Source organism: Kitasatospora sp. NPDC051164, from assembly GCF_044455625.1.
In the GTDB taxonomy this organism is placed as follows: Bacteria; Actinomycetota; Actinomycetes; order Streptomycetales; family Streptomycetaceae; genus Kitasatospora.
Map to the genome: position 1 here is coordinate 28,110 of NZ_JBITFB010000021.1, position 23,869 is coordinate 51,978.

Annotated in this window: 20 protein-coding genes and 1 pseudogene; 8 read left to right on the forward strand and 13 right to left on the reverse strand. The window is 73.6% G+C overall.

Annotated features, from left to right (window positions below; translation table 11 throughout):
* Positions 1 to 51: 51 nt before the first annotated feature.
* From ACIBEC_RS28875 to ACIBEC_RS28910, 8 genes and pseudogenes are all read right to left on the reverse strand, one after another.
* Positions 52 to 297 carry a hypothetical protein gene (locus ACIBEC_RS28875; RefSeq protein WP_360499047.1) on the reverse strand — a complete coding sequence of 82 codons (246 nt, stop codon included), beginning with the start codon at positions 295 to 297 and terminating at the stop codon, positions 52 to 54.
* A 480-nt stretch (positions 298 to 777) separates the two neighbouring features.
* On the reverse strand, positions 778 to 1,572 hold the full coding sequence (locus ACIBEC_RS28880) for a DUF1295 domain-containing protein (RefSeq protein WP_360499045.1): 795 nt from the start codon (positions 1,570 to 1,572) through the stop codon (positions 778 to 780).
* Positions 1,569 to 1,949, reverse strand: a pseudogene (locus tag ACIBEC_RS28885) (class I SAM-dependent methyltransferase); the annotation flags it as partial. The gene ACIBEC_RS28880 and the pseudogene ACIBEC_RS28885, both read right to left, overlap by 4 nt.
* Before the next feature lie 80 nt (positions 1,950 to 2,029).
* Entirely contained in the window at positions 2,030 to 3,319 is a 1,290-nt protein-coding gene (locus ACIBEC_RS28890; RefSeq protein WP_360499043.1) for a cyclopropane-fatty-acyl-phospholipid synthase family protein, read from the reverse strand.
* Positions 3,316 to 4,095, reverse strand: coding sequence for a DUF1365 domain-containing protein (locus ACIBEC_RS28895; protein WP_360499041.1), 780 nt, complete (start codon positions 4,093 to 4,095; stop codon positions 3,316 to 3,318). The genes ACIBEC_RS28890 and ACIBEC_RS28895 overlap by 4 nt, the downstream gene beginning before the upstream one ends.
* On the reverse strand, positions 4,092 to 5,354 hold the full coding sequence (locus ACIBEC_RS28900; RefSeq protein ID WP_360499039.1) for an FAD-dependent oxidoreductase: 1,263 nt from the start codon (positions 5,352 to 5,354) through the stop codon (positions 4,092 to 4,094). Before ACIBEC_RS28900 ends, ACIBEC_RS28895 begins: the two co-directional genes overlap by 4 nt.
* Positions 5,355 to 5,613: 259 nt before the next feature.
* Entirely contained in the window at positions 5,614 to 6,267 is a 654-nt protein-coding gene (locus tag ACIBEC_RS28905) for a fasciclin domain-containing protein (RefSeq protein ID WP_360499037.1), read from the reverse strand.
* Between the two features lie 111 nt (positions 6,268 to 6,378).
* Complete coding sequence (locus tag ACIBEC_RS28910; protein WP_360499035.1) at positions 6,379 to 8,010, reverse strand: molybdopterin-dependent oxidoreductase; 1,632 nt, start codon at positions 8,008 to 8,010, stop codon at positions 6,379 to 6,381.
* A 355-nt stretch (positions 8,011 to 8,365) separates the two neighbouring features.
* Between ACIBEC_RS28910 and sigK the strand changes: the two genes are divergently transcribed.
* The 7 genes from sigK to ACIBEC_RS28945 all read left to right on the forward strand — a co-directional run bounded on the left by sigK (position 8,366) and on the right by ACIBEC_RS28945 (position 16,112).
* A complete protein-coding gene (gene sigK, locus ACIBEC_RS28915; RefSeq protein WP_360499033.1) occupies positions 8,366 to 8,950 on the forward strand; it encodes an ECF RNA polymerase sigma factor SigK in 585 nt (194 codons plus the stop codon).
* Positions 8,947 to 9,690 carry an anti-sigma factor gene (locus tag ACIBEC_RS28920; protein WP_360499031.1) on the forward strand — a complete coding sequence of 248 codons (744 nt, stop codon included), beginning with the start codon at positions 8,947 to 8,949 and terminating at the stop codon, positions 9,688 to 9,690. Before sigK ends, ACIBEC_RS28920 begins: the two co-directional genes overlap by 4 nt.
* A gap of 386 nt (positions 9,691 to 10,076) precedes the next feature.
* Positions 10,077 to 10,478 (forward strand): type VII secretion target, encoded by a 402-nt coding sequence (locus ACIBEC_RS28925; RefSeq protein WP_360499029.1) that lies wholly within the window; start codon positions 10,077 to 10,079, stop codon positions 10,476 to 10,478.
* Positions 10,479 to 10,482: 4 nt separating this feature from the next.
* On the forward strand, positions 10,483 to 12,234 hold the full coding sequence (locus ACIBEC_RS28930) for an alpha/beta hydrolase (protein ID WP_360499027.1): 1,752 nt from the start codon (positions 10,483 to 10,485) through the stop codon (positions 12,232 to 12,234).
* A 32-nt stretch (positions 12,235 to 12,266) separates the two neighbouring features.
* Positions 12,267 to 12,794, forward strand: a complete 528-nt coding sequence (locus tag ACIBEC_RS28935) for a hypothetical protein (protein WP_360499025.1) — start codon at positions 12,267 to 12,269, stop codon at positions 12,792 to 12,794.
* A gap of 241 nt (positions 12,795 to 13,035) precedes the next feature.
* Positions 13,036 to 14,217 carry a cytochrome P450 gene (locus tag ACIBEC_RS28940; RefSeq protein WP_360499073.1) on the forward strand — a complete coding sequence of 394 codons (1,182 nt, stop codon included), beginning with the start codon at positions 13,036 to 13,038 and terminating at the stop codon, positions 14,215 to 14,217.
* A 314-nt stretch (positions 14,218 to 14,531) separates the two neighbouring features.
* Entirely contained in the window at positions 14,532 to 16,112 is a 1,581-nt protein-coding gene (locus ACIBEC_RS28945) for an MFS transporter (RefSeq protein ID WP_360499023.1), read from the forward strand.
* A gap of 15 nt (positions 16,113 to 16,127) precedes the next feature.
* Here the strand turns inward: ACIBEC_RS28945 and ACIBEC_RS28950 are convergent, their stop codons facing one another.
* The 3 genes from ACIBEC_RS28950 to ACIBEC_RS28960 all read right to left on the reverse strand — a co-directional run bounded on the left by ACIBEC_RS28950 (position 16,128) and on the right by ACIBEC_RS28960 (position 19,160).
* On the reverse strand, positions 16,128 to 17,162 hold the full coding sequence (locus ACIBEC_RS28950) for a chitinase (protein ID WP_360499021.1): 1,035 nt from the start codon (positions 17,160 to 17,162) through the stop codon (positions 16,128 to 16,130).
* 211 nt (positions 17,163 to 17,373) lie between these two features.
* Positions 17,374 to 17,901 carry a hypothetical protein gene (locus ACIBEC_RS28955; protein WP_360499019.1) on the reverse strand — a complete coding sequence of 176 codons (528 nt, stop codon included), beginning with the start codon at positions 17,899 to 17,901 and terminating at the stop codon, positions 17,374 to 17,376.
* Positions 17,902 to 18,080: 179 nt separating this feature from the next.
* Positions 18,081 to 19,160 carry a hypothetical protein gene (locus ACIBEC_RS28960; RefSeq protein WP_360499017.1) on the reverse strand — a complete coding sequence of 360 codons (1,080 nt, stop codon included), beginning with the start codon at positions 19,158 to 19,160 and terminating at the stop codon, positions 18,081 to 18,083.
* Positions 19,161 to 19,421: 261 nt separating this feature from the next.
* Here ACIBEC_RS28960 and ACIBEC_RS28965 point away from each other — a divergent pair, with 261 nt between their 5' ends.
* Positions 19,422 to 22,574: a BTAD domain-containing putative transcriptional regulator gene (locus tag ACIBEC_RS28965; protein WP_360499015.1), complete on the forward strand. Its 3,153-nt coding sequence runs from the start codon at positions 19,422 to 19,424 to the stop codon at positions 22,572 to 22,574.
* 109 nt (positions 22,575 to 22,683) lie between these two features.
* Here ACIBEC_RS28965 and ACIBEC_RS28970 read toward each other — a convergent pair whose 3' ends face one another.
* Together ACIBEC_RS28970 and ddaH are read right to left on the reverse strand one after the other, a co-directional pair.
* Positions 22,684 to 22,923: a hypothetical protein gene (locus ACIBEC_RS28970; protein WP_360499013.1), complete on the reverse strand. Its 240-nt coding sequence runs from the start codon at positions 22,921 to 22,923 to the stop codon at positions 22,684 to 22,686.
* A gap of 123 nt (positions 22,924 to 23,046) precedes the next feature.
* Positions 23,047 to 23,859, reverse strand: a complete 813-nt coding sequence (ddaH, locus tag ACIBEC_RS28975) for a dimethylargininase (RefSeq protein WP_360499011.1) — start codon at positions 23,857 to 23,859, stop codon at positions 23,047 to 23,049.
* Between the last annotated feature and the right edge of the window lie 10 nt (positions 23,860 to 23,869).

The window sequence follows — 23,869 nt, forward strand, 5'->3', positions numbered from 1 at the left end:
GCGCGTCGTCGGGGCGGCTCACGGGCAGAACCGGTCCCTGGCGGCCCGCCGCTACGACCAGTGGTGTTCGGTGACTTCGCCGCCGCGGATGGTGCAGGTGGTGTCCGGGCTGTCGGGGGTGCGCCAGATCGTGTAGTCGCCTTCGGGGAGCGGGGAGATGACGGCGCAGTGGGTGGTGTGTCCGGTGAGGTGGCGGGGTCGGACGGCCGCGTGGGTGCGGGTGGTGTCGTCGTCGGTGAGGTCAAGGCGGCGCGCAACCGCACGCGACCGTTCTTCACCTGGCCGGACCAGCTGCACCGCAGCTCGGCACCCGGGCCCTCGCCCAGCCGGGTGAAATGGGAAGTTGATCCCTGCGGGGACCCATCTTCCGTCCGGCGGGGCACGAATGAGGTTGCGACAGGACGTTCCCGCCCCCACTCCCAGGACCCGGTGGGCATCGTCGACGCGGCCATCAGCCATGCACGGAAGATCCGAGGTGCTGGGGAATGTTCCAGACGCGCGGCCGCCGTGGACGGGTGACGGCGGGCCACTTCGTCTGCCCGAAGCCGGCGCCCGCTGCCGCCGGCCGGGTGCGGGACAGCTACCGGCCCCCGGTTGCCGCCCGGGGACCGCACGCGCAGGAGCACGTGGTGAGTCCTGCGGTGCGGCCGGGCCCCGGCCCGAGTACCAGGGCTCCGCCCGCGCGCCTGGCACCGGCCGGACCAGGGACCGGGCCGAGAGCGGATCGGCGCGGTGCCCGTTCCGCGGTCGGCTCACCGGGCGCTCGCCGCGACGGGTTCATCGGCGTGGCCTGCGCGGCAGGAAGCCGCTGGTCCGCGCGACGTAGGCGTCCCAGCCCGGCTTGCCGGCACCGAGCCGGCGTTCCAGCAGGGGCTTTCCGCTGCCGAACGCCAGCAGGTAGGTCATCAGGACCGGGCTGAGCACGAACGCCCAGCCGACCGGGTCGGCCGCCACGAGCAGGAACAGGGCCCACCAGACGCAGGCGTCGCCGAAGTAGTTGGGGTGGCGGGTGAGGGCCCACAGGCCGCGGTCCATGACCTTGCCGCGGTTCGCGGCATCGGCCTTGAAGCGGGCCAGCTGCCAGTCGCCCACGGCCTCGAAGAACATCCCCACCGCCCACAGGCCGAGCGCGGCCCAGACGAGCGGACCCAGCGGCGCGGTGAGGTACTGGGCGGCCTGCACCGGCAGGGACACGAACCAGACGATCACGGCTTGCAACAGGTAGACCACGCGCAGGGCGTAGGCGTCGCGGCGTCCGCCGGGGGCCTTGGCGAGCATCCGGTCGTAGCGCGGGTCCTCCCCGTGCCCGCGCGAACGCGACCGGATGTGCGCCGACAGCCGCAGCCCCCACACGGTGACCAGGGCGGTGGCCAGCAGGCGGCGTCCCGCGTCGCCGTGCCCGGCGGACAGCGCCCAGCCGGTCCAGGCGACGGCGGTGAAGGCCAGGCCCCAGGCGACGTCGACACCGCGGTGGCGGCCGGCACGCACCCCGATGACGAAGGCGGCCAGCAGGACGGCCAGGGCCACACCGGCCGTGGCGGCCAGGTTGACGGCGAAGGCGGTGCCGTTCACGGCTGCCCCCGGTACCACCGGGCCGCCGTCGCGGGGGCGCCGCTCGTGCCGTCCGCCGTGGGGCGGACGGCGAGGATCTGGTCCACGCCCATCCTGCGCTCGGCGAAGGCCAGTGAGCTGCCGGCCAGGTAGAGCTGCCACAGCCGTACCGTCGCCGCGCCCACCAGAGCGGTGGATTCGGCCCACCGTTCGCGCAGGTTGTCGTGCCAGGCATCGATGGTGCGGGCGTAGTGCTCGCGCAGCGCCTCGACGTTGCGCACCTCCCGATCCGAGCCCTCGAGCAGGGCGACGGTCTCGCCGACCGGTCGCATGTGCATGTCGGGGGCGATGTACGTCTCGATGAAGGCACCGCCTCCGGGGGCCACCGACGAGCGCGAGCCGTCCCAGGTCCTGATGCGCAGCGGGAGCGGTCGGCCGATCAGGTCGGTGAGCCGGTCGGTGACCAGCTGGGCGGGGGTCATCGGGTGGACTCCGGGCGGGTGAGGAGGATCTGCTGGACCTCGAGGTAGCCGGTGCGGAAGCCGGCCTCGGAGTAGGCCAGGTACAGCTCCCACATCCGCTGGAACACCTGGTCGAAGCCGAGGGCGTCGACCAGGTCGGCCCGTTCGGTGAAGCGTTGGCGCCACAGCCGCAGGGTTTGCGCGTAGTGCGGGCCGAAGGGGTCGCAGGCCTTCACGCGCAGGGTCGTGTGGCGGCTGGTGGCCTGGTGGATCGCATCGACGGAGGGGATCTGGCCGCCGGGGAAGATGTATTTGAGGATCCAGGTGTAGGTGCCGCTGCTGGCCAGCATCCGCTCGTGCGGCATGGTGATCGCCTGCACGGCCGCCCGTCCGCCCGGTGCCAGGACGCGGTCGATGGTGGCGAAGTAGACGGGCCAGAACGGCCGGCCGACCGCCTCGATCATCTCCACGCTCACCACCGCGTCGTACTCGCCCTCGGCCGCGCGGTAGTCGCACAGCCGTACCTCGACGCGCTCCGCGAGACCGGCATCGGCGATCCGGTGGCGCGCGAGTGCCCGCTGTTCTTCGGAGAGGGTGAGGCTGACCACCCGGGCGCCGCGGGTGGCGGCGCGGATCGCGAGTTCGCCCCAGCCGGTGCCGATCTCCAGCACCCGGCTGCCCGGCCCTACTTCGGCCAGGTCGAGGAGCCGGTCGATCTTGCGGTGCTGGGCTGCGGCCAACATGTCCCAGGAGGCGGCCGGCGCTCCGCCCGGTCCGGTCGGGAAGATCGCCGAGGAGTAGGACATGGTGGGGTCGAGGAAGAGCGCGAACAGGGCGTTGGAGAGGTCGTAGTGCCGGTGGACGTTCGTACGGGCGTTGCCGGGCGTGCTCAACTCGGCGGCGGGCGGCCGTTTGACGTACAGGCGGCGCAGCCACTGCGCGCCGGTGGGCACGAGCGTCTCGGGGGCGGTGGCCAGTTCGGTGAGCAGCGCAACCAGGTCGGGTGAGTCCCAGTCGCCGGCCTGGTAGGACTCGCCGAAGCCGATCAGCCCGTTCTCCCCGATCCGGTGGAAGAACGCGCCGGGCCGGTGCAGGCGCAGCACCGGGGCTTCGGCGGGAGCGGGGGCGAGCAGACGGCCGTACGGCAGCTCGACGCGCAGGCCGCGGCGGCGGGCGATGCGGCGCAGCAGCCGCTGGGCCACCGCTGCGCGGGCCGGGACGTGCGGGAGGCGGGCCACGTCGGGCCACTGCCGCGCATCGACCGCCGCAGGTGCCGACGGCGCGAGGAACTGGGCTGGCAGGGTCATGGGGCGGGAACCTTCTCATGAGGGGCGCGGGTTGGGCGGGGATGGACGGGCAGGCCGCGCAGCAGGAGCCGGATGCCCTGGAAGCGGATGTGGGCGCTGACCGCCATGGTCGACAAGGGGTGGCGGGCCGCGGCCCGTAGGAGCCGCGTGACACCGGCCGGGTGGCGGGTGCCGCGCACGGTGGCGGTGAAGGGGCGCGCGCCTTCGCGCTCCAGCCGGACGGACAGGGCGAGGCGCTCGCCCGGTTCCGGCAGCGTCATCCGGTACCGGCCGTCGACGGGGAAGAACGGCGAGACGTAGAACTCCTTCGCCACGTCGGCCCGGCCCCGCTCGTCGGGGCTCAGCAGGTAGCGGTGGCGTCCGCCGTAGGTGTTGTGGACCTCTGCCACCGTGCAGACCGGGCGGCCGGCGCTGTCCCGGCACCAGTAGAGGGTCAGCGGGTTGAAGACGTACCCCAGCGAGCGGGCGTGGGCCAGCATCCGCACCCGTCCGCCGGCCAGGTCGATGCCCTCGCCGCGCAGGTAGCGGTCGATGTCCTGGCGCAGCGACAGCCCCCGTTCCCGGGCGCGGAAGGAGGCCAGCCACCGCAGCGGCCAGGGGATGGCCGGCAGGCGGTCGAGGTCGACCAGCCACAGGTAGGTGCGGTGTGTGAAGGCGTTGCGCACCGGGCCGGTGCGCACGTGGGAGATCCGGCACTCGTACAGGGCCGCGCCCCACGGCCCCGGCAGGACGGACGGCGCCACCGCGTCGGCCGGGGCTGCCGGGTTCGCGGTCATGGTGTGCTCACCCCGAGCAGGGCGTGGGCGGCCGTGAGGCCCGAGCGGCAGCCGTCCTCGTGGAAGCCCCAGCCGTGGTACGCGCCGGCGAACGCGGTCCGCCCGGTGGTGAGTTCGGGCAGTCCGGCCTGGGCGGCGACGCTCTCACGGGTGTAGACCGGGTGCTCGTACACGGTGCGGGAGAGGACGTGCTCGGCCGGGACGGGGTGGTCCGGGTCCTCGTTGAGGGTCACCAGGTAGTCCTCGGCCGTGTCGAGTCCGAGCAGCCGGTTGAGGTGGTAACTGACCCGCACACCCGCGGCGCCGTCCGAGCAGCGCGCCATCCGGTAGTTCCACGAGGCCCGGGCCCGAGGGGCGCCGGGCAGGTGGGAGGCGTCGCCGTGCAGCACGGCGGGGTTGCGCGAGTAGCCGAACGCGCCGAGCACCTCCCGCTCGGCCCGGCTCGGGTCGGCCAGCAGGGCGAGCGCCTGGTCTGCGTGGGTGGCGATCACCACGGCGTCGACGTCGGCGGTACGGCCGTCCTTCGTGGTCACCGCCACGCCGTCGCTGTGTCGGCGCACCGCCCGCACCGGCGCCGCGCGGTGGACCACGGGCAACTGCCCGGCGATCCGGGCCACGTAGGCCTGCGAGCCACCCACCACGGTGCGCCAGCGCGGTGATCCGGTGACGGACAGCAGGCCGTGGTTGGCCAGGAACGTGAACAGGTACCGCGCGGGGTAGTCGCCGGCCGCATCCGGTGCGCAGGACCAGACGGCGGCGACCAGCGGGGTCATGAAGTGGCCCGTGAAGTAGCGGGAGAAGCCGCCGGCCGCCAGGAACTCGCGCAGCGTCGGCTCCCCCGCTCCCGGGTCGGCCAGCAGGGCGCGGGCCCGGCGGTGGAAGCGCGGCACCTCGCCCAGCATCCGCAGGTACCGCCCTCGCCGCAGCGTGCCCGGCCGCGCGATCAGCCCGCCGGGCCCGCGCGCCCCCGCGTACTCCAGCCCGCACCCGTCGCAGCACACCGACATGCTCATATCGCTCGCCCGGGTGGGAACGCCCAACTCCCGGAACATCGCCACCAGATGCGGGTAGGTCCGCTCGTTGTGCACCAGGAACCCGGTGTCCAGCGCCACCGGGCGGCCATCGGCGCTGACGGCCCTCTGGGTGTGGGCGTGCCCGCCGAGGCGCTCGTCGGCCTCGAACAGCTGCACCGCACGTCCCGCACGGTGCAGCCGGAAGGCAGCCGTCAGGCCCGCGACTCCGGCCCCGACCACGGCCACCGTGCCGCCTCCCGCGCCACCGGGGCGCCCCGCAGGCACGCCCGCCCGCCACGTATCCACTGCGAACACCACTTGCGCCCTCCGTCACGGGCGGCCCTCCTCATGGGCCGCCACCCTGTGCTCACTGTTTCTTCGGAGCACATCCGGGAGGGGATTGCTCCGAACGTGACAGCGACAGCGGCGGTGCCGGGCCCGGGCCGCGCCCGGCTGCAAGCACAGCGCCATGCAGCAGCGGACGCGGTCAGCGGGCTGATACCGGTCAGGAGGTGGGCATCAGGACGGTGTCGACGATGTAGACGGTGGCGTTGGCGGTCTGGACGTTGCCGCACAGCACCTTGGCGCTGTTGTCGACGGTGAAGTCGGGGGTGGTGCCGGTGACGGTGAGGTTGCTGGCCTCCAGGGTCTTGTGGGCGCCGGCGAGGGCGGCGGGGGCCAGGCGCTGGGGGACGACGTGGTAGGTGAGGATCTTGGTGAGCTTGTCCTTGTCGGCGAGGACAGCGTCGAGGGTGGCCTTGGGGATCTTGTTGAAGGCGTCGTTGGTGGGGGCGAAGACGGTGATGTTCTGCGCGGAGTTGAGCGTGTCGACGAGGCCGGCCTGCTTGACGGCAGTGACCAGGGTGGACAGCAGCGGGTTGTTGGAGGCGGCGGTGGCGACCGGGTCCTTGGCCATGCCCGCGAAGGACCCGGCGCCGTCCTTGGGCACGGCCGCACACGCGGTGCCGAGCGGCTGGTCGCTCATGGCCGCGCCGGCCGCCGTGGCGGGCGCGGCGGCCGAGGACGGCGCCGCGGCGGGGGCCTGGGTGGCGGCCGAGGACCCGGAGCCGCTGCTGCCGCAGGCTCCCAGGCTGAGGGCGAGCGCGGTGGCGGCCAGGAGGGCGGCGACGGAGTTGCGGCGGCGCGGGATAGCGGTCATGACGGTGATCTCCTTGTTGCGGTGGTGAATGTCCGGCCCGTCGGGCGGGCCGCACCGGGCGGCGCGGGTGCGCCGGCCGGTCGGGTGGTGGTTTCAGGTGGCCTGGGCGGCTCAGGTGACGGTGACGACGGTGCTGTGCCAGCCGGTGGCGCCGGCCGGGTAGGGGGCGGCGCGGTTTTCGGTCTGGACGGCGCCGGTGGCGTCGGTGGCCCGGACCTCGATCCGGTGGGTGCCGGGTGTGGCCCCGGTCCAGGTGTGGGTCCACTGCCGCCACAGATCGGGTCCGGCGTCGGCGGTGAGCCGGGATTCCTGCCAGGGGCCGCCGTCGATGCGGACCTCGACGGCGGCGAGGCCTCGGTGGGTCGCCCACGCGGTGCCGGCCACGGTGACGTCACCGGCGGGTACGCGGGCGAACGGGACCGGGACCTCGATGCGGGACGCGGTGCGGACGGTGCCGGTGCGGTCCCATCCGCGGCGTACCCAGTAGGGGTCGAAGGCGGCGAAGGTGGTGACGTCCAGGTCGACGAGCCATTTGGTGGCGGAGGTGTAGCCGTAGAAGCCGGGGATGACGCTGCGGCAGGGGAAGCCGTGGGCGACGGGCAGGGCCTCACCGTTCATCGCGACGGCCAGCAGCGCGCGGCGTCCGTCCAGCACCGACTCCAGCGGGGTGCCGATGGTCATGCCGTCCTGCGAGCGGCCCAGCAGCTGGTCCGCGCCGGGGCGCGCGCCCGCCCGTCGCAGCAGGGCCGGGAGGGAGGCGCCGAGCCAGCGGGTGGTGCCGACGTAGGAGCCGCCGACCTCGTTGGAGACACAGGACAGGGTGTGGTCCAGCTCCTCCAGAGGTTCGCGCAGCAGGTCGTCGAAGGTGATGAGAAGGGGGTGGTCGACCATGCCGCGGATGCGCAGGGTCCAGCGCCGTGGGTCGATGCGGGGCAGGGTGAGGGCAGTGTCCACGCGGTAGAAGTCGGGGTTGGGGGTGACGAACGGGGACAGGCCCGGGACGTTCGGGTGGAGCGTGGCGGCCGGCGGCGGCAGTGGTTCGGCGGCCGGGGGGATGCGGACGGCGTCGCGGGCGGCGCCGATGTCGTGGCGGCGGTCCGACAGGACACGGCCGCCGACACCGGCGAGTGCGCCGGCGGCGATCACCCCGCCGGTTGCGGAAAGCACCGCACGGCGGGAGGTAGCCGCAGGCTCGGCAGGCGGTTTCCCGCTCTCCGGGCGCATGGTCGGCGAGTCGCCGGATGCCGCCGTCGTTGTCGTGGAGGCACGGAGTACGAGCGCCAGGAAGAGGACGGTTGCCGCGCCGGTCAGGCCGGCGGCCAGGGCCGGCGATGCGTCCGCGGCACCGGCTTCGGGCCGGGAGAGGGCGGCCCAGGTTCCGAGCAGCCCGAAGGCCACGAAGACGCCCGCCCCGAGCGCGGGGCGGCGCGCGGCCAGCATCCCGGCGAGCGCGGCGAGCAGGGCCATCGTCAGGTGGATCCCGCCGAGCAGCACCGTCTTGTCGCGGGTGCCGAACGTGCGGATGGCGTACTCCTTGAGCGGAGTCGGCGTCAGGTCGATTGCCGAGGAGCCGACCGCGATGACCGGCGCGGTGTCAGGTCCGCTGAAGGCGGCTACCAGTTCGCCGGCGCCGAGCGCGGCCACCGCGGCGGCCCACCCGGTCGCAGCCGCCGCACCGGCGCGCAGAATCCGCCCCCGACGGGGCGCGGAACGCGGTGAGGGCTGGGTTGCGTCGTTGCTCACACCCCCCATTCGTCGCACCCGGCGGGCCGGATGGGTGCGTTCTCACCAGCGGACCGGGCAGGGGCGCGGGGCAGCGGCGAGGCCGCTTTGACCGTGCCGGCAGATCGCACAGCGGGGCAGGGCAGGCCGTCGGTGGTGCTGATGGCGCGGTGGCCGTTGTGGAGGGTGCCGGCGTCGGCGGCGGGGCAGACAGCCTGGGCCAATCCGACGGCCCGCCGGTCACGAAGACCAGATGCCAGCAGTTCTGTACACCTGGCCGGTGCTCCGCCCCCGGCCTTGTCGTGGGGAGGCTCATGATGCCCGCCGTCCGTCCGTGGGGATCGCCGCCCGCCCGTTGCCTCCGAGGAGCGGTCGGATGAGCGCCGTCGTCCACCTGTCGGGCTCGGGACGGCCGGGCCCGGACCTCAAAGAGCTCCTCACCAGAGTCGCCCGCGGCGACCAGGACGCCTTCTCCCGGCTGTACGACACGGTGGCCGCCCCGGTGCTGGGCCTGGTGCGACGGGTGCTGCGGGACCCTGCCCAGTCCGAGGAGGTCGCCCAGGAGGTGCTGCTGGAGGTCTGGCGCACAGCCGCCCGCTACCGGGCCGAGCGCGGCGAGGTGATGCCGTGGGTGCTGACGATCGCCCACCGGCGCGCGGTGGACCGGGTCCGCTCGGCGCAGGCCGCCGCCGACCGCGACCAGCGCGCGGCTGCCGCCTCCGGCACCGTCGAGTTCGACGAGGTCGCCGAACAGGTCGAGAGCAGACTGGAACGCGAACAGGTGCGGCGATGCATGAAGTCGCTCACCGAACTCCAACGCGAGGCGTTGACGCTGGCGTACTACCGCGGCTACACCTACCCCCAGGTCGCCGACGTCCTCGGTGCCCCGCTGGGCACCATCAAGACCCGCATGCGCGACGGACTGATCCGCCTGCGCGACTGCCTGGGGGTAGGAACATGAGCGCCGCCGACCTGCACACCCTCACCGGCGCCTACGCCGCCCACGCCCTCGACCCCGCCGAGAGCGCCGAGTTCGAACGCCACCTGGCCAACTGCGCGGCCTGCGCCCAGGAAGTCGCCGAGTTCGCCGCCACCCTCGCCCGGCTCGGCGCCGCCCAGGCCCTCCTCCCCCCACCGGCCCTGAAAGACCGGGTGATGGCCGCGCTGCCGACGCTGCGCCAGGAGGCCCCGCACGTCGCTCCCGCCCCGGGACGCCGGCGCGGCCGCCTCAGCAGGAGCTGGGCGAAGCTCGCTCTGGCGGCCTGTCTGGCGCTGGCCGTCGGCGCCGGCGCCGTGGCCGTGCAGCAGAACCAGCAGACCGAGCAGGCACGGGCCCGCGCCACCGCGCTCCAGCAGCAGCAGGACCGTTTCGCCGGCCTCCTCACCGCGCCCGACGCCCGCACCGCCACCGGTGCTGCCACCGGAGGCACCGGCGTGGGCACGGTGGTGTGGTCGAACAGCCGCGGCCAGGCCGGCTTCCTGGCCTCCGGTATGCCCGCCCCGGCCGAGGGCAGCACGTACGAGCTGTGGTTCGACGACGCGGGGACGATGCGCCCGGCCGGCCTGCTGCCCACCGGCAACGGCGTCCTCCTGCTGACCGGGCCACTGGACGGGGCACGCGGCATCGGCGTCACTGTCGAACCGGCGGGCGGCTCCGCGCACCCCACCACGCCGCCGGTCATGCTCCTGTCCTTCACCTGACCCGAGCCGGCCCGATCGGCCGCCTGCCGGCCGGTCACGCGGCCGGCAGCGGACGATCCGCCGGCTGCGTGGCGATGTGGTCGAATGAGCCGGTCTCGGCCTGGGTGACGATGTCGGCGAACTGTGCGGCGCTCAGCTGGATCTGCCGTCTTCGATATCGACGGCACCCTGGTCGACAGCAGCACCGTCACCACCGACGCCGTCCGCGGCGGCTTCGCCGACCCGAAGGCAGCGGCACCCTACTGTGGGCGCGGCGAGGCCGGCGGGATGCTCACTGCTCCCCCACCTCAGTCGATCTTCCTCGGTGTCGGATCCGTTAGCATGCGTCGTTGGTTTTCGAACACACGGGCTGGCCGGTCGTCGGTCCGCCCGCACGGGGGGCATGCATGGCAGACACTGACGCGGGCTTGCAATTCAAAGTCAATCCTGCCGAACTGGACGGCTGCGGACAGAGCGCGCAGCACATCGGGGGCCTGATACCGGGCGAGACGTCGAAGCTCGCGGAGCCGTGCAACCAGGCCGCCGGTGGTCTGAAGGGCTGGCAGACGGCCACCGCCATCCAGAACTGCGGGACGAACTGGAAGACGCTGCTGGACAAGCTCGCCGGTGACATGGGCGACGTCGGCACCAAGCTCGCCACCACGGCCACCTACTACCGTCAGGCCGAGCAGAACGCCCACAACAGCATGCGCAACCCGGCCGCCCCGGTCCCGGACGAGCCGGACCCGTTCGGCACGACGGTCGTCCCGGGCCCCGTGAAGCCCTCCAGTGCGAAGGCAGCCGAGTAGCCCGATGGACATCAAGACGCTGTACGACGCCGACATCATCAACATCACCATCGCGAAGAACGCCTTCGACACGCTCTACTCGGCGTTCGGCCGGCACATCGAGTCCTGGCAGCACGAGGTCGCCGACCGGCTCACCAACTCGCACTGGACCGGCACCGCGTCCGACCACGCCCAGGCCCGGATCCGCTTCCTGGGCACCGAACTCCAGTCCGCGCACAGTGAGCTGGATCTCGTCGGCAAGGCCCTCGCCACGGCGGCCGAGCAGTTCGCGCTGGCCCAGTCCCACCTGGTCTACGCCCTCGACGACGCCAAGGCCGCCAAGCTCAACGTCACTCCCGAGGGCACCATCACCTGGGACAAGGAGCCCACGTCCGCGAACTACGCGGGCGCCGGCGCCGAGACGACGGCCATCGCGATCAGCAACCGCATCACCGCCGCACTCAACGAGGCCGCCCACGCGGACCAGGAACTCAGCGCGCGGCTGAACCACTTCGCGACCAACGCCGGCAACGGCACCGGCCTGGACGCCGCCACCGTGGCCCAGGACCTGGCCGCCCAGACCGGGAGGGAGCAGATACCGCCCGCAGGCACCGAGCCGGCCGGCGTCAAGAAGTGGTGGGACGGCCTCACCGACACCGAGCAGCAGAAGTTCCTCCACGAGCACCCCGACCAGATCGGCAACCTCGACGGCGTCCCCGCGGCCGTCCGTGACCAGGCCAACCGGGTCAACCTGAGGAACCTGATCAAGGACCGCGAGACCCAACTCGCCAACCTCGGCCCCGAGCCGACGAGGTACCTGAGCGTCGCCGACATGAACGGCGCGCCGGTGGAGAACCCCGACTACACGGTGTGGAAGCGCAAGCACGACGCCCTGCAGGAGAAGCTCACCGGCTTCCAGTCCATTCAGAAGCGGCTCGACGGCAAGTTCGAAGGTGGTGGCGGGCCGGGCTCCGAGCCGCCACTGCTGCTGCTGGGGATCGGCGATCAGGGGCAGGGCCGCGCGATCCTGTCCTGGGGCGACCCGGACAAGGCCCGGAACGTCTCCTCGATGGTGCCCGGGCTGAACAGCAACCTGGCCGGCGCCGGAAACGGCGACGCCATGACGGCGAAGCGCATCTACGAGTCCGCGGAGAGCAGCGCGCGGGCCAACAGCGAGACGCCGAGCATCGCGTCCGTGTTCTGGCTGGGGTACGACGCGCCGCAGTTGGACGGCCCCTCGGTGCTCCTGCAGGACCGGGCGGAGGAGGGCGGGGCCGCGTACAACAAGTTCCTCACCGGACTCCGGGCCACCCACGAGGGCGCCCCGGCGCACATGACCGCGCAGGGGCACAGCTACGGCTCCCTGGTGGTCGGGAAAGCGACCCAGCACCCCGGCGGCCTGCCCGTCGACGACATCGTCCTGGTCGGCAGCCCGGGCGTCGGGGTGGACAAGGCAACGCAGCTCGGGATCGGTGCGGATCACGTGTACGTCGGCACCGCCAAGTACGACCCCGTCGCGGACGCGCCGTCCCCCGGGATGCTCATCCCCGGTTGGGCCGCGGTCGAGGCGTTCACGAATCCCGACGGATCGTGGCACGGCACGGACCCGGCCAGCGAGAGCTTCGGCGGGCAGCGCTTCTCGGTGGCGGACGGGACCGTGACCGACTCCCACGACAACTACTTCGGGAAGGACCACAAGGGCGGTGACTCGCTCCCCAACATCGGGAAGATCGTGAGCGGCCACGGGAACACGATCACCAGGGAGGACCCGAGGTGAAGGCCGCGGTACGACGCACGGCCGTGCCGGGGGTGCTGCTGGCGCTCCTGGTCGGCTGGTACGCCTGGCCTGAGCCGGAGAAACCCACCGTGCCGGTCGACCAGGCACAGCACCGGATCGAGGCCGAGCTCGCCGATATCGCCGGGGCCTTCCACCCGGGGCTCCAGTGGGCCACGCCGAAGTACAGCAGCGATCCCGAACTGACAGGACTCTGCGGGACGTCCGGGTGCAAGAGGACGGGGCGGGCGGAGATGTCCGCCCGCCAGGCGGCCCGAGTCCGGATCACCCCTACGCGGAATCAGGAGCCGCTCGACGTCGTCCAGGCGCTCTGGACCGGGAAGGGCTACTCGGTCGAGCGCAACAAGGGCTCAGTGGAGGTGAAGGGCTCAGGGTTCAGCCTCCGGTTCGTCGCGGGAGTGGAGGGCTGTGCCGAGGTGTGGGCTTCCGTGTTCGATGTCACCGACATCGGCGATCGCGAGTGGATCGACAGGTTCGGCCCGGGAGGGCAGGCCTACGCCGCCACCTGCGCGACGGTCGACGACCCCTACTGGTCGCACTGACGCCGCGAGCCCGCCCGGCCCGGCCTCCTCGGGCCGTGCGGGCTGAGGCGGTACGTGGTGCGCCCGTGCTGGGGCGGGACGATCCGCCCCCAGGTTGTCGGAGCCTCCGCGCGCGAGGGAGACCTGCGTGCCGGGGCACTCTGGCTACGCTTGGGTCTCCCAACCGTACGCGAGCAACGACTTCGTCCACCGCGCCTCCGAGACCCGGTTCCCGGCGCTCGAAGCGGCCCAGGAAGACAACATGGCCTCCCCCTTCTCCGACCCGACGTTCTACCGGGACCGCTACCCGACCTACGCCGCGCTGCGCGAGCGCTCCCCCGTCCTGCCCGTCCCCATGGACGGCAGTATGGGGACGGCGGTCGTCATCACCGGCTACGAACAGGCGCGAGAAGCCCTCACCGCGGGTCTGTCCAAGGACGCTTCGGCGTACTTCGCCGACCGCCCGTCCGGACGCTCGCTCCACCCCGCGGTCGCCCGCACGATGCTTCACACCGATCCGCCCGCACACTCCCGGCTGCGTCGTCTGGTCGTCCGGGCGTTCACGCCCGGGACCGTGGACGGCCTCCGGCCCTACATCCGAGCGCTCGCCGAGCAGTTGGTAGGACCGTGGGAGCCCGGCGCCGAGGTCGATCTGATCGCGGATCTCGCCGGCCCGCTCCCGGTCACCGTGATCTGCCAGCTCCTCGGGGTCCCGCCCGTCGATCGGGACCGGATCCGCAGCTGGTCCACCGACCTGTTCGCCACCGGTGACCACGCGAGGATCGACGAGGCCTCCCATGCCCTCGCCGACTACATGACCCGGCTGATCACCGCCAAGCGCGGCTCCCCGGACACCGCTCTCCTCTCCCAGCTGATCGCCGTCCGCGACGCCGACGGCGACCACCTCAGCGAGGAAGAGCTGGTCTCCCTGGGCCTCCTGCTCCTGGTCGCCGGCCACGAGACGACGACGGCTGCGATCGGCAACGCCGTCCTCGCTCTGCTCCGGCACCCGGACGACCTGGAACACCTCCGAGCCGGCCCGCACCGGATCCCCACCGCTGTGGACGAGTTGCTGCGCTACGACTCGCCCGTGAGCGTGGCCACGTGGCGCCACGCCCCCGAGGCGGTACGACTGGGCGACACCGAAGTGGCGGCCGGCACCCCCGTGTTCGTGTGCCCCGGCGCCGCCAACCGCGATCCCCGCAGGTTCACCGACCCGGACCGGCTCGTCCTCCAACGCCCCGACGCCGCCCAGCACCTCGCCTTCGGCCACGGCATCCACCGCTGCCTGGGCGCACCGCTCGCCCACGCCGAGGTCGAGACCACGCTGCGGGTCCTGCTGGAGCGCTTCCCTGGCATGCGGCTGGCCGTGCCCGCCGAGGAGCTGCAGTGGCGCCACTCCCGCCTCGTCCGAGGGCTCGCGTCACTTCCCGTCGTGCTGTAGGCACATCCGCGCGACTCTCGAAGGCTGACCGGTGGCGGCCGCATCCGCCCGTCCGGCAGGCCACCCTGGTCCGGGAACCCGACGTGAGCGGCCGTCGACGGGCGCCGCCCCTCGGTAGCGGCCGTCGCGGGGCGCGATCGGCTGCGAGCCGATCGTCTGATCGCCTCCGTCAGGTGGTCGGCGGGGTCTGGTCGGCGGGCTGGACCGGACGGGGGCTCCGTGGGTGGGTCCGGCCGTGTCGGCCCGGGTTGGGGTGAGGGGGTTACGTACGGTCGGCGGACCGTGCGCAGTTCCCCCGAAGGAGGCCGACAGCGGTGCAACGCAAGTGGTGGACGCTGATCGCGGTCACGGTCGCGACGTTCATGTTGTTGCTCGACATCACCGTGGTCAACGTCGCTCTGCCGTCCATCCGCAAGGACCTGGGCGCGAGCTTCACCGACTTGCAGTGGGTGTTCGACGCCTACGCGCTCTCGCTGGCCGCTCTGGTGCTGACGGCCGGTTCGCTGGCTGACCGGCTCGGGCGGCGTCGGGCTTTCGCGGCGGGGCTGGTGGTCTTCTCCGGGGCCTCGCTGCTGTGCGCGCTGGCGCCGAATCCGGTCTTCCTCAATGTCTCGCGTGCGGTGCAGGGCGTCGGCGGCGCGGTGATGTTCGCGGTGTCGCTGGCCCTGGTCGCGCAGGAGTTCCCGCCCGGGCGTGAGCGCGGCACGGCGATGGGCATCTACGGGGCCACCATCGGGATTGCCGTCGCGGTGGGGCCGCTGGTCGGCGGGGCGCTCACGGACTCGCTCGGCTGGGAGTCGATCTTCTACCTCAATGTGCCGATCGGGGCGGCCGCCCTGGTCGTCACCTACCTCAAGCTGGCCGAGAGCCGCGACCCGAACGCCACCCGGATCGACTGGCCCGGGGTCGCGGCGTTCAGCAGCGGGCTGTTCCTGCTCGTCCTGGCGCTGGTGCGGGGCAACGCCGAGGGGTGGGGCAGCGCGCTGATCGTGGCGCTGTTCGTCGGCGCGGCCGTCCTGCTCGCCGTCTTCGTGTGGATCGAACGCCGTGTGCCCGAGCCGATGCTGCCGCTCGGGCTGTTCCGTCGGCACGCTTTCACCGGTGTGCAGTTGGCCGCGTTCGCCGTCTCCAGCTCGCTGTTCGCGCTGTTCCTCTATCTGACGCTGTACCTGCAGGACTATCTCGGGCTTTCGCCGTTCGCGGCGGGGGTACGTTACCTGCCGATCACGGTGCTCAGTTTTCTCGTGGCACCGGTGGCCGGGGTCCTGCTCTCCCGGGTGCCGGCCCGGCTGATGCTCTGCGTCGGGCTCGTCGCGGTCGGTGCGGGCATGCTGCTGATGGGCGACATCCAGCCCGAAGACACCTGGACCGGGCTGCTGGCCGGCTTCCTGGTGGGCGGCGCGGGTGTCGGGCTGATCAACCCGGTGATCGCCGATGTCGCGGTGAGCGTGGTGCCCAAGGAGCGGAGCGGCATGGCAGCGGGCATCAACGACACCTTCCGGCAGGTCGGGATCGCGGTCGGCATCGCCGTCTGGGGGGCGATCTTCGTCGGCCGGGGCTCCCACAAGGTCCGCGAACTGGCGGCGGGCACGCCGATCGCGGAGGGGTCCCGTCCTCGCGAGCTGATCGAGGCCGCTTCTTCCGGCAGTCTGCCGCAGGTGCTCGCCGGGCTTCCCGAGCCGGCTCGGGCGGCCGCGTCGGCCGCCGCCCGGGCCGGTTTCCTGGACGGCCTGAACCTCGTGCTGCTGCTCGGCGGACTGGTCAGCCTGGCGGGCGCGGGCCTCGCGCTCTGGCTGGTCCGGGAGAGCGAGATCGACCGCCAGGAGACCGGTCTTCCGGAGACGGCCGACGGTCAGGGGACCAGCCCTCGGGGGACCGGCCGTCCGGAGGCGTAGGGCCGCCGGGGCGCCTCAGCCCTGGTACTGGACGACGATCTTGGTGAACTCGTACGGGGACTGGGTGATGCCGCTGCAGGCGTCGGCGTCCGTGCCGGAGCCGCAGGCCCGGTCCCGGTTGACGGCCCAGAAGGCGAAGCGGGCGAGGTGGTGCTGCTTCGCGTATCCGAGGATGGTGCGGAAGTCGCCGGTGGTGACGGTCTCCCCCGCTTCGTCGGTCCTGCCGTTCATCGAGGAGACGCCGATGTGCCGGTACGCGGCGTCGTCGCTGTAGCCGTACGCGCTCTTGACCGCAGCTTTCAGTCCGTCGAGCGCGCCGACCGTCGCCTGCCCCATGCTGCCGCTGTGGCCGCCGAAGTCGAAGGGCATCACCACCCAGCCGTCGTTCGCCAGGCCGGCGGCGGCGCCCCGCTTGATGAGGTCCTTGCCGTTGGCGTCCGGGCCGCTCGGCGTGGTGCCCATGGTGACGTAGGTGACGATGCCCGGGTTCTTGGTCTTGACGATCTTGAGCGCGTCGACCACGCGCTGACGGACCGTCGCGTTGCCGAACTCGGTGTTCTCGATGTCGATGTCGAGCGCCTTCAGCTGGTAGGCGTCGATCACCTTCTGGTAGGCACCGGCCAGCGCGCTCGCGCTGGTGCACTTCTCGCCGAGCTTGTTCCCGCTCCACCCGCCGACCGAGACCACGATGTCACCGCCGGCTGCCCGGATCGACTTGATGGCGGCCTCGTCGGAGCCCCCGGCGAGCGCCCGGCTGCCGTCCCACTTCGGGGTGCACCCGCCGTCGGAGAGGATGAACGCCAGGGTGAACCACTTGACCCCGGCCGCCTTCATCACGTCGACCGGCTTCTGCGGGTTGCCCCAGCCGAGGTACTCGTACGGTGCGGCGGCCATCCCGGGCACGGCCGTCGCGGCGGGGGCCGCCGCCGCAGGGAATGCCGACGTGGGGGCCGCCGCCGCGGAGGTCGCGGGGGCCAGCAGGAGCGCGGCCGGGGCGAGGGCGGTGGCGAGCAGCGGGGCGGTGAGACGGACTCCGATGGTCTTGCGCATGCCAACTCACTTTCGTCGAGCCAGGAATACGGTGACGGTGGGTCAGGGAGGCAGGAGCGGTCCACCCGTGCGGACGACGGCTGTCCGCCGACGGGTGTCTCACAGGATCGGGGCACGAGGCCCCGGGGTCAATGGCTTTCGTTAGGAAAGTTTCCCAACGATTGCCGCCCGGCCCACCGCGACCGATCCGGACCGCCGCGACCGACCCCGGTCAGCCGCTCCAGGAGGAGCCCGAGGTGGTCGTCCGTACGCCCGGGGCCGTGCTGCCGCCCGTGGTGCCGCTCGCCGGGCCGCTCGCCGGGCCGGCGGAGGTGCGCGGCGCGGCCGGGCCCGTGGAGGCCGCCGGGGCGTGGTGCGCGGTGGTGGTGCGGCGCGCGGCGGGGGCGGTCACGGCGGCGGGCTCGTCGCCGCGCGGCGTGACCCGCTCGATCCGCAGCACCAGGTTGCGGTCCTGCCGGTCGCCGGCTTCCTCGCGGTTGCGGCTGTGCACGACCTGCGTTTCCACGCCCCGAATCTCCTGCCAACGGCCCTGGACGGCACGGATGTTGGGGCACCACTCGCCCTGGTCGCGGTGCTCCAGGTCGAGCTGCCAGCTCTCCGCCTCGACGGTGTGGACGGCGCCGACCTCGCCGGGGATCTCCACCGGCGCGGCGCCCCGGACGGTCACCACCGCCCGCTGCGGATACCGTCCCTCCACCGCCGTCACCGTGATCCGGCTCGCGCCCTGGTACCTGGCCATCGCTGTTCTCCCGTGTCCGTCCTCGTGCCGGCTGCCGACCGGCCTCAGCCGGTACCACGGACGGCGCATCGTCCGGGGTTCGATCGGCTCGGATCCGGCCTGAACCGCGCGGCGCACGACATCCGTTCCACGGGGGCTCCCGACCTGCGCGGAGCGCCGCCACGCCCGCGGAGCGGAGCTCAGCGGTGGCGCGGCCGCGACAGGCCGCAGGGGGCCGTGCCGGGGGTGCCCGGGGTGCCGGGGGCCGTCGTGTCCCAGACGTGCAGGGCGGCGAGGGCGGCGGTGCGTTCGGGCACGGTGGGCCGGGTGCCCTCCGGGGTGAGCAGGTAGTCGGCGACCGGGGTGAGCAGCAGGGTGGCGGCGCCCGCCGGGAGGAGGACGGCCTCGTCCCACTGGTGCCGGGTGACGGTGCGGCGCAGCAGGGTGCCGTGGCGCGGTCGGAGCGGGCGGGTGGTGGTCCGGCGGCGCTGGAGTTCGGGGGCGACCTCGGCCTCCAGGACGGTGCGCACGCCCGCGAGGGAGCCCAGCGGCAGGTGTTCGGCGGCGAGGTCGAGCAGGGCGACGGTCTCCGGGGCGAGCCGGTAGGCGGCGACCACGGCGGCGGTCTCGACGGGTTCGAAGGGCTGCCCGGTCAGGTGTGCCACGTCGAGCACGTCGCCCGCGTGGAAGGTGCGGCCGAGGCCTTCCTCGGCAAGGGCGATCAGGCCCTCGACGTGGTCGTCGGCGGCCAGGTAGGGGCGGACCGGGACGGTCGCGAGGTCGCCGGCGAGGGCGGCGGTGGCGAGCCGTACCTGGTACCAGGGGTCGAGCAGCGGGTCCTCGGCCGGCCAGCGCACGGTGACGGCGGTGTGCCGGGGGCGCTCGCCGAGCAGGGTGACCTCCACGGACTCCACCGGGTGGTCGGTGACCAGCCGGTTGACGGCCTGCCAGAGGGCGGCCTCGGTGGGGCTGACGAGGGTGAGCTCGCCCAGCGGCCGGGGCAGGTCGGACGGGTAGTAGCCGGCCAGCGGGAGGTCCCGGATCGGGCGGACTCCGGTGGCGCCGGCGAGGTCGCGGGCGAGCCGGGCGTAGCAGTCGGAGCGGTCCCGGGCGCGCCGCAGTTCGGCCCGGGCGTGGTCGCCCATCCGGACGTCCTCCCGGGCGAGCGCGGCGAGCACCAGGTACGGAAGGCCGCGGACGGCGCGGGCGCGTTGGAGCAGTTCGACCGGTCCGACGTCCGGGTCGACGTCGAGCAGCCGGTAGAGCAGGTCGGTGTTCACGGGCGTCCGCCTCCGAGAGCTGGGGTGGTCGCCGGGCAGCGGTCCGGCGGCCGGGGGTGTGGCGGGCCCGGCGGGTCGTGCCGGGCCGACGGCAGGGGAGCCACACCACTGAGTGTGGTGACGGTCGATCAACACGGGATCACCACCGGGTCGACGATCTCTCGACAGCCCCCGGGGTGCCGTGGGTTGATAGGGGCTCATCAATCGGGGGGAAGCACGTGCGCGGGCGGGGGCGAGCACATGAGGCGGGCAGGTGCAGGAATGGGTGATTTCCGGTTCTCGGTGCTGGGACTGATGCGGGCCCAGCGTGGCACTACCGTACTGAAGGTCGGAAGTCCGCAGCAGCAGGCGATGTTGGCGGTGCTGCTGCTCCGGCCGGGACACGGCGCGAGTGCCACGGACCTGATCGACGCCCTGTGGGGTGAGGAGCCTCCGGGCACCGCGATGACGACGGTGCGGACGTACGCCTGGCGGTGGCGCAAGGTCCTCCACGGCGAGGAGTCGGACGCGCCGAACGTGCTGACCTCGTTCGGGGACGGCTACCGGCTGGTGCTGCCCAAGCACGCCGTGGACGCGGCGCAGGCCGAGGAGCTGGCGGCACAGGCCGAGCGCACGGCGGCCGCCGGACAGCCGCAGCAGGCGCGCGACCTGCTGAACCAGGCGCTGGACCTGTGGCAGGGCGAGCCGCTGGCCGGCATCCCCGGGCCGTTCGCGCAGCGCCAGCGCCAGCGGCTGGAGGAGCTGCAGCTGACCCTGCTGGAGGAGCGGATCGCGCTGGACCTGACGCTGGGCCGGTACTCCCGGTGCATTCCGGAGCTGACCTCGCTGACCACCGAACACCCGCTGCACGAGCGGGCGTACGGGCTGCTGATGCGCGCGCTGTACCAGGCCGGGCGGCAGGCGGACGCCCTGGCGGTCTACCGGAGTGTGCGTCAGTTGTTCCTGGCCGAACTGGGGGTGGAGCCCGGGGTCGAGCTGGACCTGCTGCACCGGCGGATCCTGGAGGGCGACCCGGCGCTCGCCGCCCCGAAGCCCGCCGCTCCGGCGCCCGCCGTGGCGCCCGCCGCGCCCCCGGCCGGCCCGGCGGAGCCGGCCGCTGCCGAGCCCGCCCCGCCGGAGCCGCCTGTCGATCCGGTGGCGGCACCGCCAAGACCGGCCCAACTGCCGCCCGATGCGGCAGACTTCACCGGCCGCACCGTCCTCGTCGAACGGCTGGGCGAGGCCCTCGGTACCCCGGGGCAGCAGGCGCTGGTGATCGCCACCGTGGTCGGCATGGGCGGAGTCGGCAAGACCGCGCTGGCCCTGCACGTCGCCCACCGCGTCCGCGAGACCTACCCCGACGGTCAGCTCTACGTCGACCTGCGGGGCGCCGACCCCACCCCGGCCGACCCGGAGGCGGTGCTCAGCGCCTTCCTGCTGGCCCTCGGAGTGTCGGCCGACGCGGTACCGGAAGGGCTGGACGCCCGCTCGGCGCTGTTCCGCTCCGCGGTGGACGGCCGACGGCTGCTGCTGGTGCTCGACAACGTCCACGACACCGCGCAGATCCGGCCCCTGCTGCCGGGCGCGGTCGGCTGCGCCGTACTCACCACCAGCCGCACCCGCCTCTCCGGCATACCCGCGACCGTCCAGACGGACCTCGACGTCTTCGAGCCCGAGGAGGCGCTCGAACTCCTGGGCCGCACCATCGGCGCCGAACGGCTGGCCGCCGAGCCGGAGGCCGCCCGGGACCTGCTGCACGTCTGCGGCCACCTGCCGCTCGCGGTGCGGATCGTGGCGGCCCGGCTGGCCGCCCGGCCGAGCTGGACGGTGCAGACGCTGGGCCGCCGGCTGGCGGTGGAACGGCGACGGATCGACGAGCTGCGCATCGGAGACCTGGCGGTGGAGGCCGCCTTCGAACTGAGCTACCGCCAGTTGACGCCCGCCCAGGCCCGCGCCTTCCGGCTGGTCGCCTCGGTGGACGGCCCGGACATCGGCCTGGCCGCCGCGGCCGCCCTGCTGGACCTCGACGAGTACGACGCCGAGGACCTGCTGGAGGCCCTGGTGGACGTGGCGATGATGGAGTCGCCCTTCCCCGGCCGCTACCGCTACCACGACCTGCTGCGCGCCTTCGCCCGGCGCCGGCCCGACGCCCCGGGCGCGGCCGTCGAGGCCCGCGACCGGCTGCTGGACCACCTGCTGGCCACCGCGTGCGCGGCCTTCCAGCACGCCGTCCCCGGGGATCCGGCGGCCGGTGCGCTCGGGCCCGCCCGCAGTGCCGGGGTGGAGCTGGGCGGCCCGGACGGTGCCCGGGCCTGGGCCGAGGCGGAGGGCTCCGGGGCGATCGCGCTGGCCGCCCAGGTGGCCGCCTGGACGGTGGCCGAGGCCCCCTCCCCCGGCCCCGTCCCCGCTACCGCCGACGCCGTCCCCTCCGACGCCGACTCCGGTCCCGGCGCCCGGGACGCCCTGCCGGACCCGCTGCGCGCCGCGATCGACCTGCTGATCGCGCTCACCCCCTTCGCCCTCGCCCCGCCCGGCCGCCAACTCGCCACCACCGCCGAGGCCCTCGCCGACGCCGCCACCCACCGCGCCGACCACCGGGCAGCCGGTCGCGCGCACTTCCTGCGCGGCAACGTCGCGCTGGCCGCCACCCGGCTGGAGGAGGCCGAAGCGGCCGCCCGCCTGGCCGTGGCCGCCTCCCGCTCGGCCGGCGACACGGTGATCCTGCGCCAGGCGCTGAACGACCTCGGCCTGGTCTGCCAGTTCCTCAGCCGCTACGACGAGGCCGTCGAGCACTACGACGAGGCCCTGCTGCTGGCCCGCGAACTCGGCCACCGCTCCGGGGAGCTGGTGACGACGGTCAACGCCGCGCTGGCCCGGGTGCGCAGCGGTCGGGCCGCCGAGGCGGTGGCGATCTGCCACGAGGCACTGGCCGAACTGCGCACCCGCAACGACGATCCCGGGCGGGCGTACACGCTGTACGTGCTGGGGCTGGCGCTGCACGGGCTGGAGCGGCACGAGGAGGCGGTCACCTGGTTCGGCGAGTGCCTGGCGGTGGCCTCGGCGGCCGGTCTGCAGGCCCGGGCCGCGCACGCCCGCTACCGGTTGGCGGACAGTCTGCGGTCGCTGGGCCGGACGGAGGAGGCACTGGAGCACGCCGGGCAGGCGCTGGCGCTGTGCGAGGAGCTGGGGGCCGAGAGGGACCACGCGCAGGCGCTGGTGGTGCTGGGCCGGACGCTGGCGGACCTGGGACGCGGGGCCGAGGCGCGGGGGCGGTGGCGGGAGGCGCACGCGATCTTCGTCCGCCTGGGGCTGCCGGACGCCCACGAGGTGGCGGGGCTGCTCGCTCCGGGCGGGGACGGCGTCCCGTCGGCTCGGGACGGGCGGCGGGAGGACGAGCGGGAGGCGGCGGCCGTGCCGCTGACCGGTCGCTGCTGAGTCAGTGCTGTTGCCCTGCCGATTCACGGCTGACCCAGGGCTGGCCCAGGGCTGATTCACGGCTGATTGGCTGCGAAGAATCGATCCTGCAATGGGACCGGCCGCTCGCTCAGGAGCCGGTGCTGTTCCAGTCGGGGGTGCTGCCGTGCCCGGTGGTGGCGGTCGGGCTGGGGGTGGCGGGGGTGGGCGTCGGCGTCGCGTCGCCGACCACCACCGTCGCCGTCCCGGTGCCGGCCGTCTCCGCCACCGCGGCCGTGCCGGCCAGGCCGGCCCCCAGGGCGACGACCACCCCGAGGCCGACGGTGAACAGCCGGAGGCGGGCGGGGGCGGTGGCCGGACGCTGCGTCATCTCTGGTGCTCCTTTGGTGTCTTCCCCGGTCGGGAAGGTCTCCGTCGTGGTGTGGCACCAGTCTTGCGAGGGCCGGTCAACGGTCGATCTACGGCGGAGCACCGTTGGTCACCGGGGCCCGGTTCAGGCCGCCTCGCGGATCTCCAGGGTGCAGCACTTCACGCTGCCCCCGCCCTTGAGCAGCTCGCTCAGGTCCATCCCGATCGGCCGGAACCCGCGCTCGCGCAGCCGCGCCGCCAGACCCACGGCCGCTTCGGGCAGCACCACGTGCAGGCCGTCGCTCACCGCGTTGAGCCCGAACACCTCGGCGTCCGTCTCGCTCACCAGCAGGGCGTCCGGGAAGAGCCGGCGCAGCACGGTCCGGCTGCCGGGCGAGAACGCCTCCGGGTAGTACATGATCTCGTCGCCGTCGAGCACCGAGAGCGCGGTGTCCAGGTGGTAGAAGCGCGGGTCGACCAGCTCCAGGCCGACCACCGGCCGGCCGAAGAACTCCTGCGCCTCCGCGTGCCCCTCGGCCACGCTGCGGAAGCCCCGCCCGGCCAGCACGAAGCTCGCGGTCAGCAGGAGGTCGCCCTCGCCTTCGTTGACGTGCTCCGGGTCGTGCGTCGCGAAGCCCCGGTCGCGGAACCACTCCAGGTAGGCGGGGCCCTCGGCGGCCCGCTCGGCGTTGCGGAAGCGCGCCCCGAGCACCCGGCCGTCCACCACGGTGGCGCCGTTGGCCGCGTAGACCATGTCGGGCAGGCCGGGCAGCGGGTCGATCAGGTCGACGTGGTGGCCGAGCTCGGCGTACAGGGCGTACAGCCGCTCCCACTGGGCGACGGCGAGGTCGGTGTCCACCGGCTTGGCCGGGTCCATCCAGGGGTTGATCGCATAGGTGACGTCGAAGTGCTCCGGACGGCACATCAGGTAACGGCGCGGACGGGCGGTGCGGGTCATCGGGTCCTCC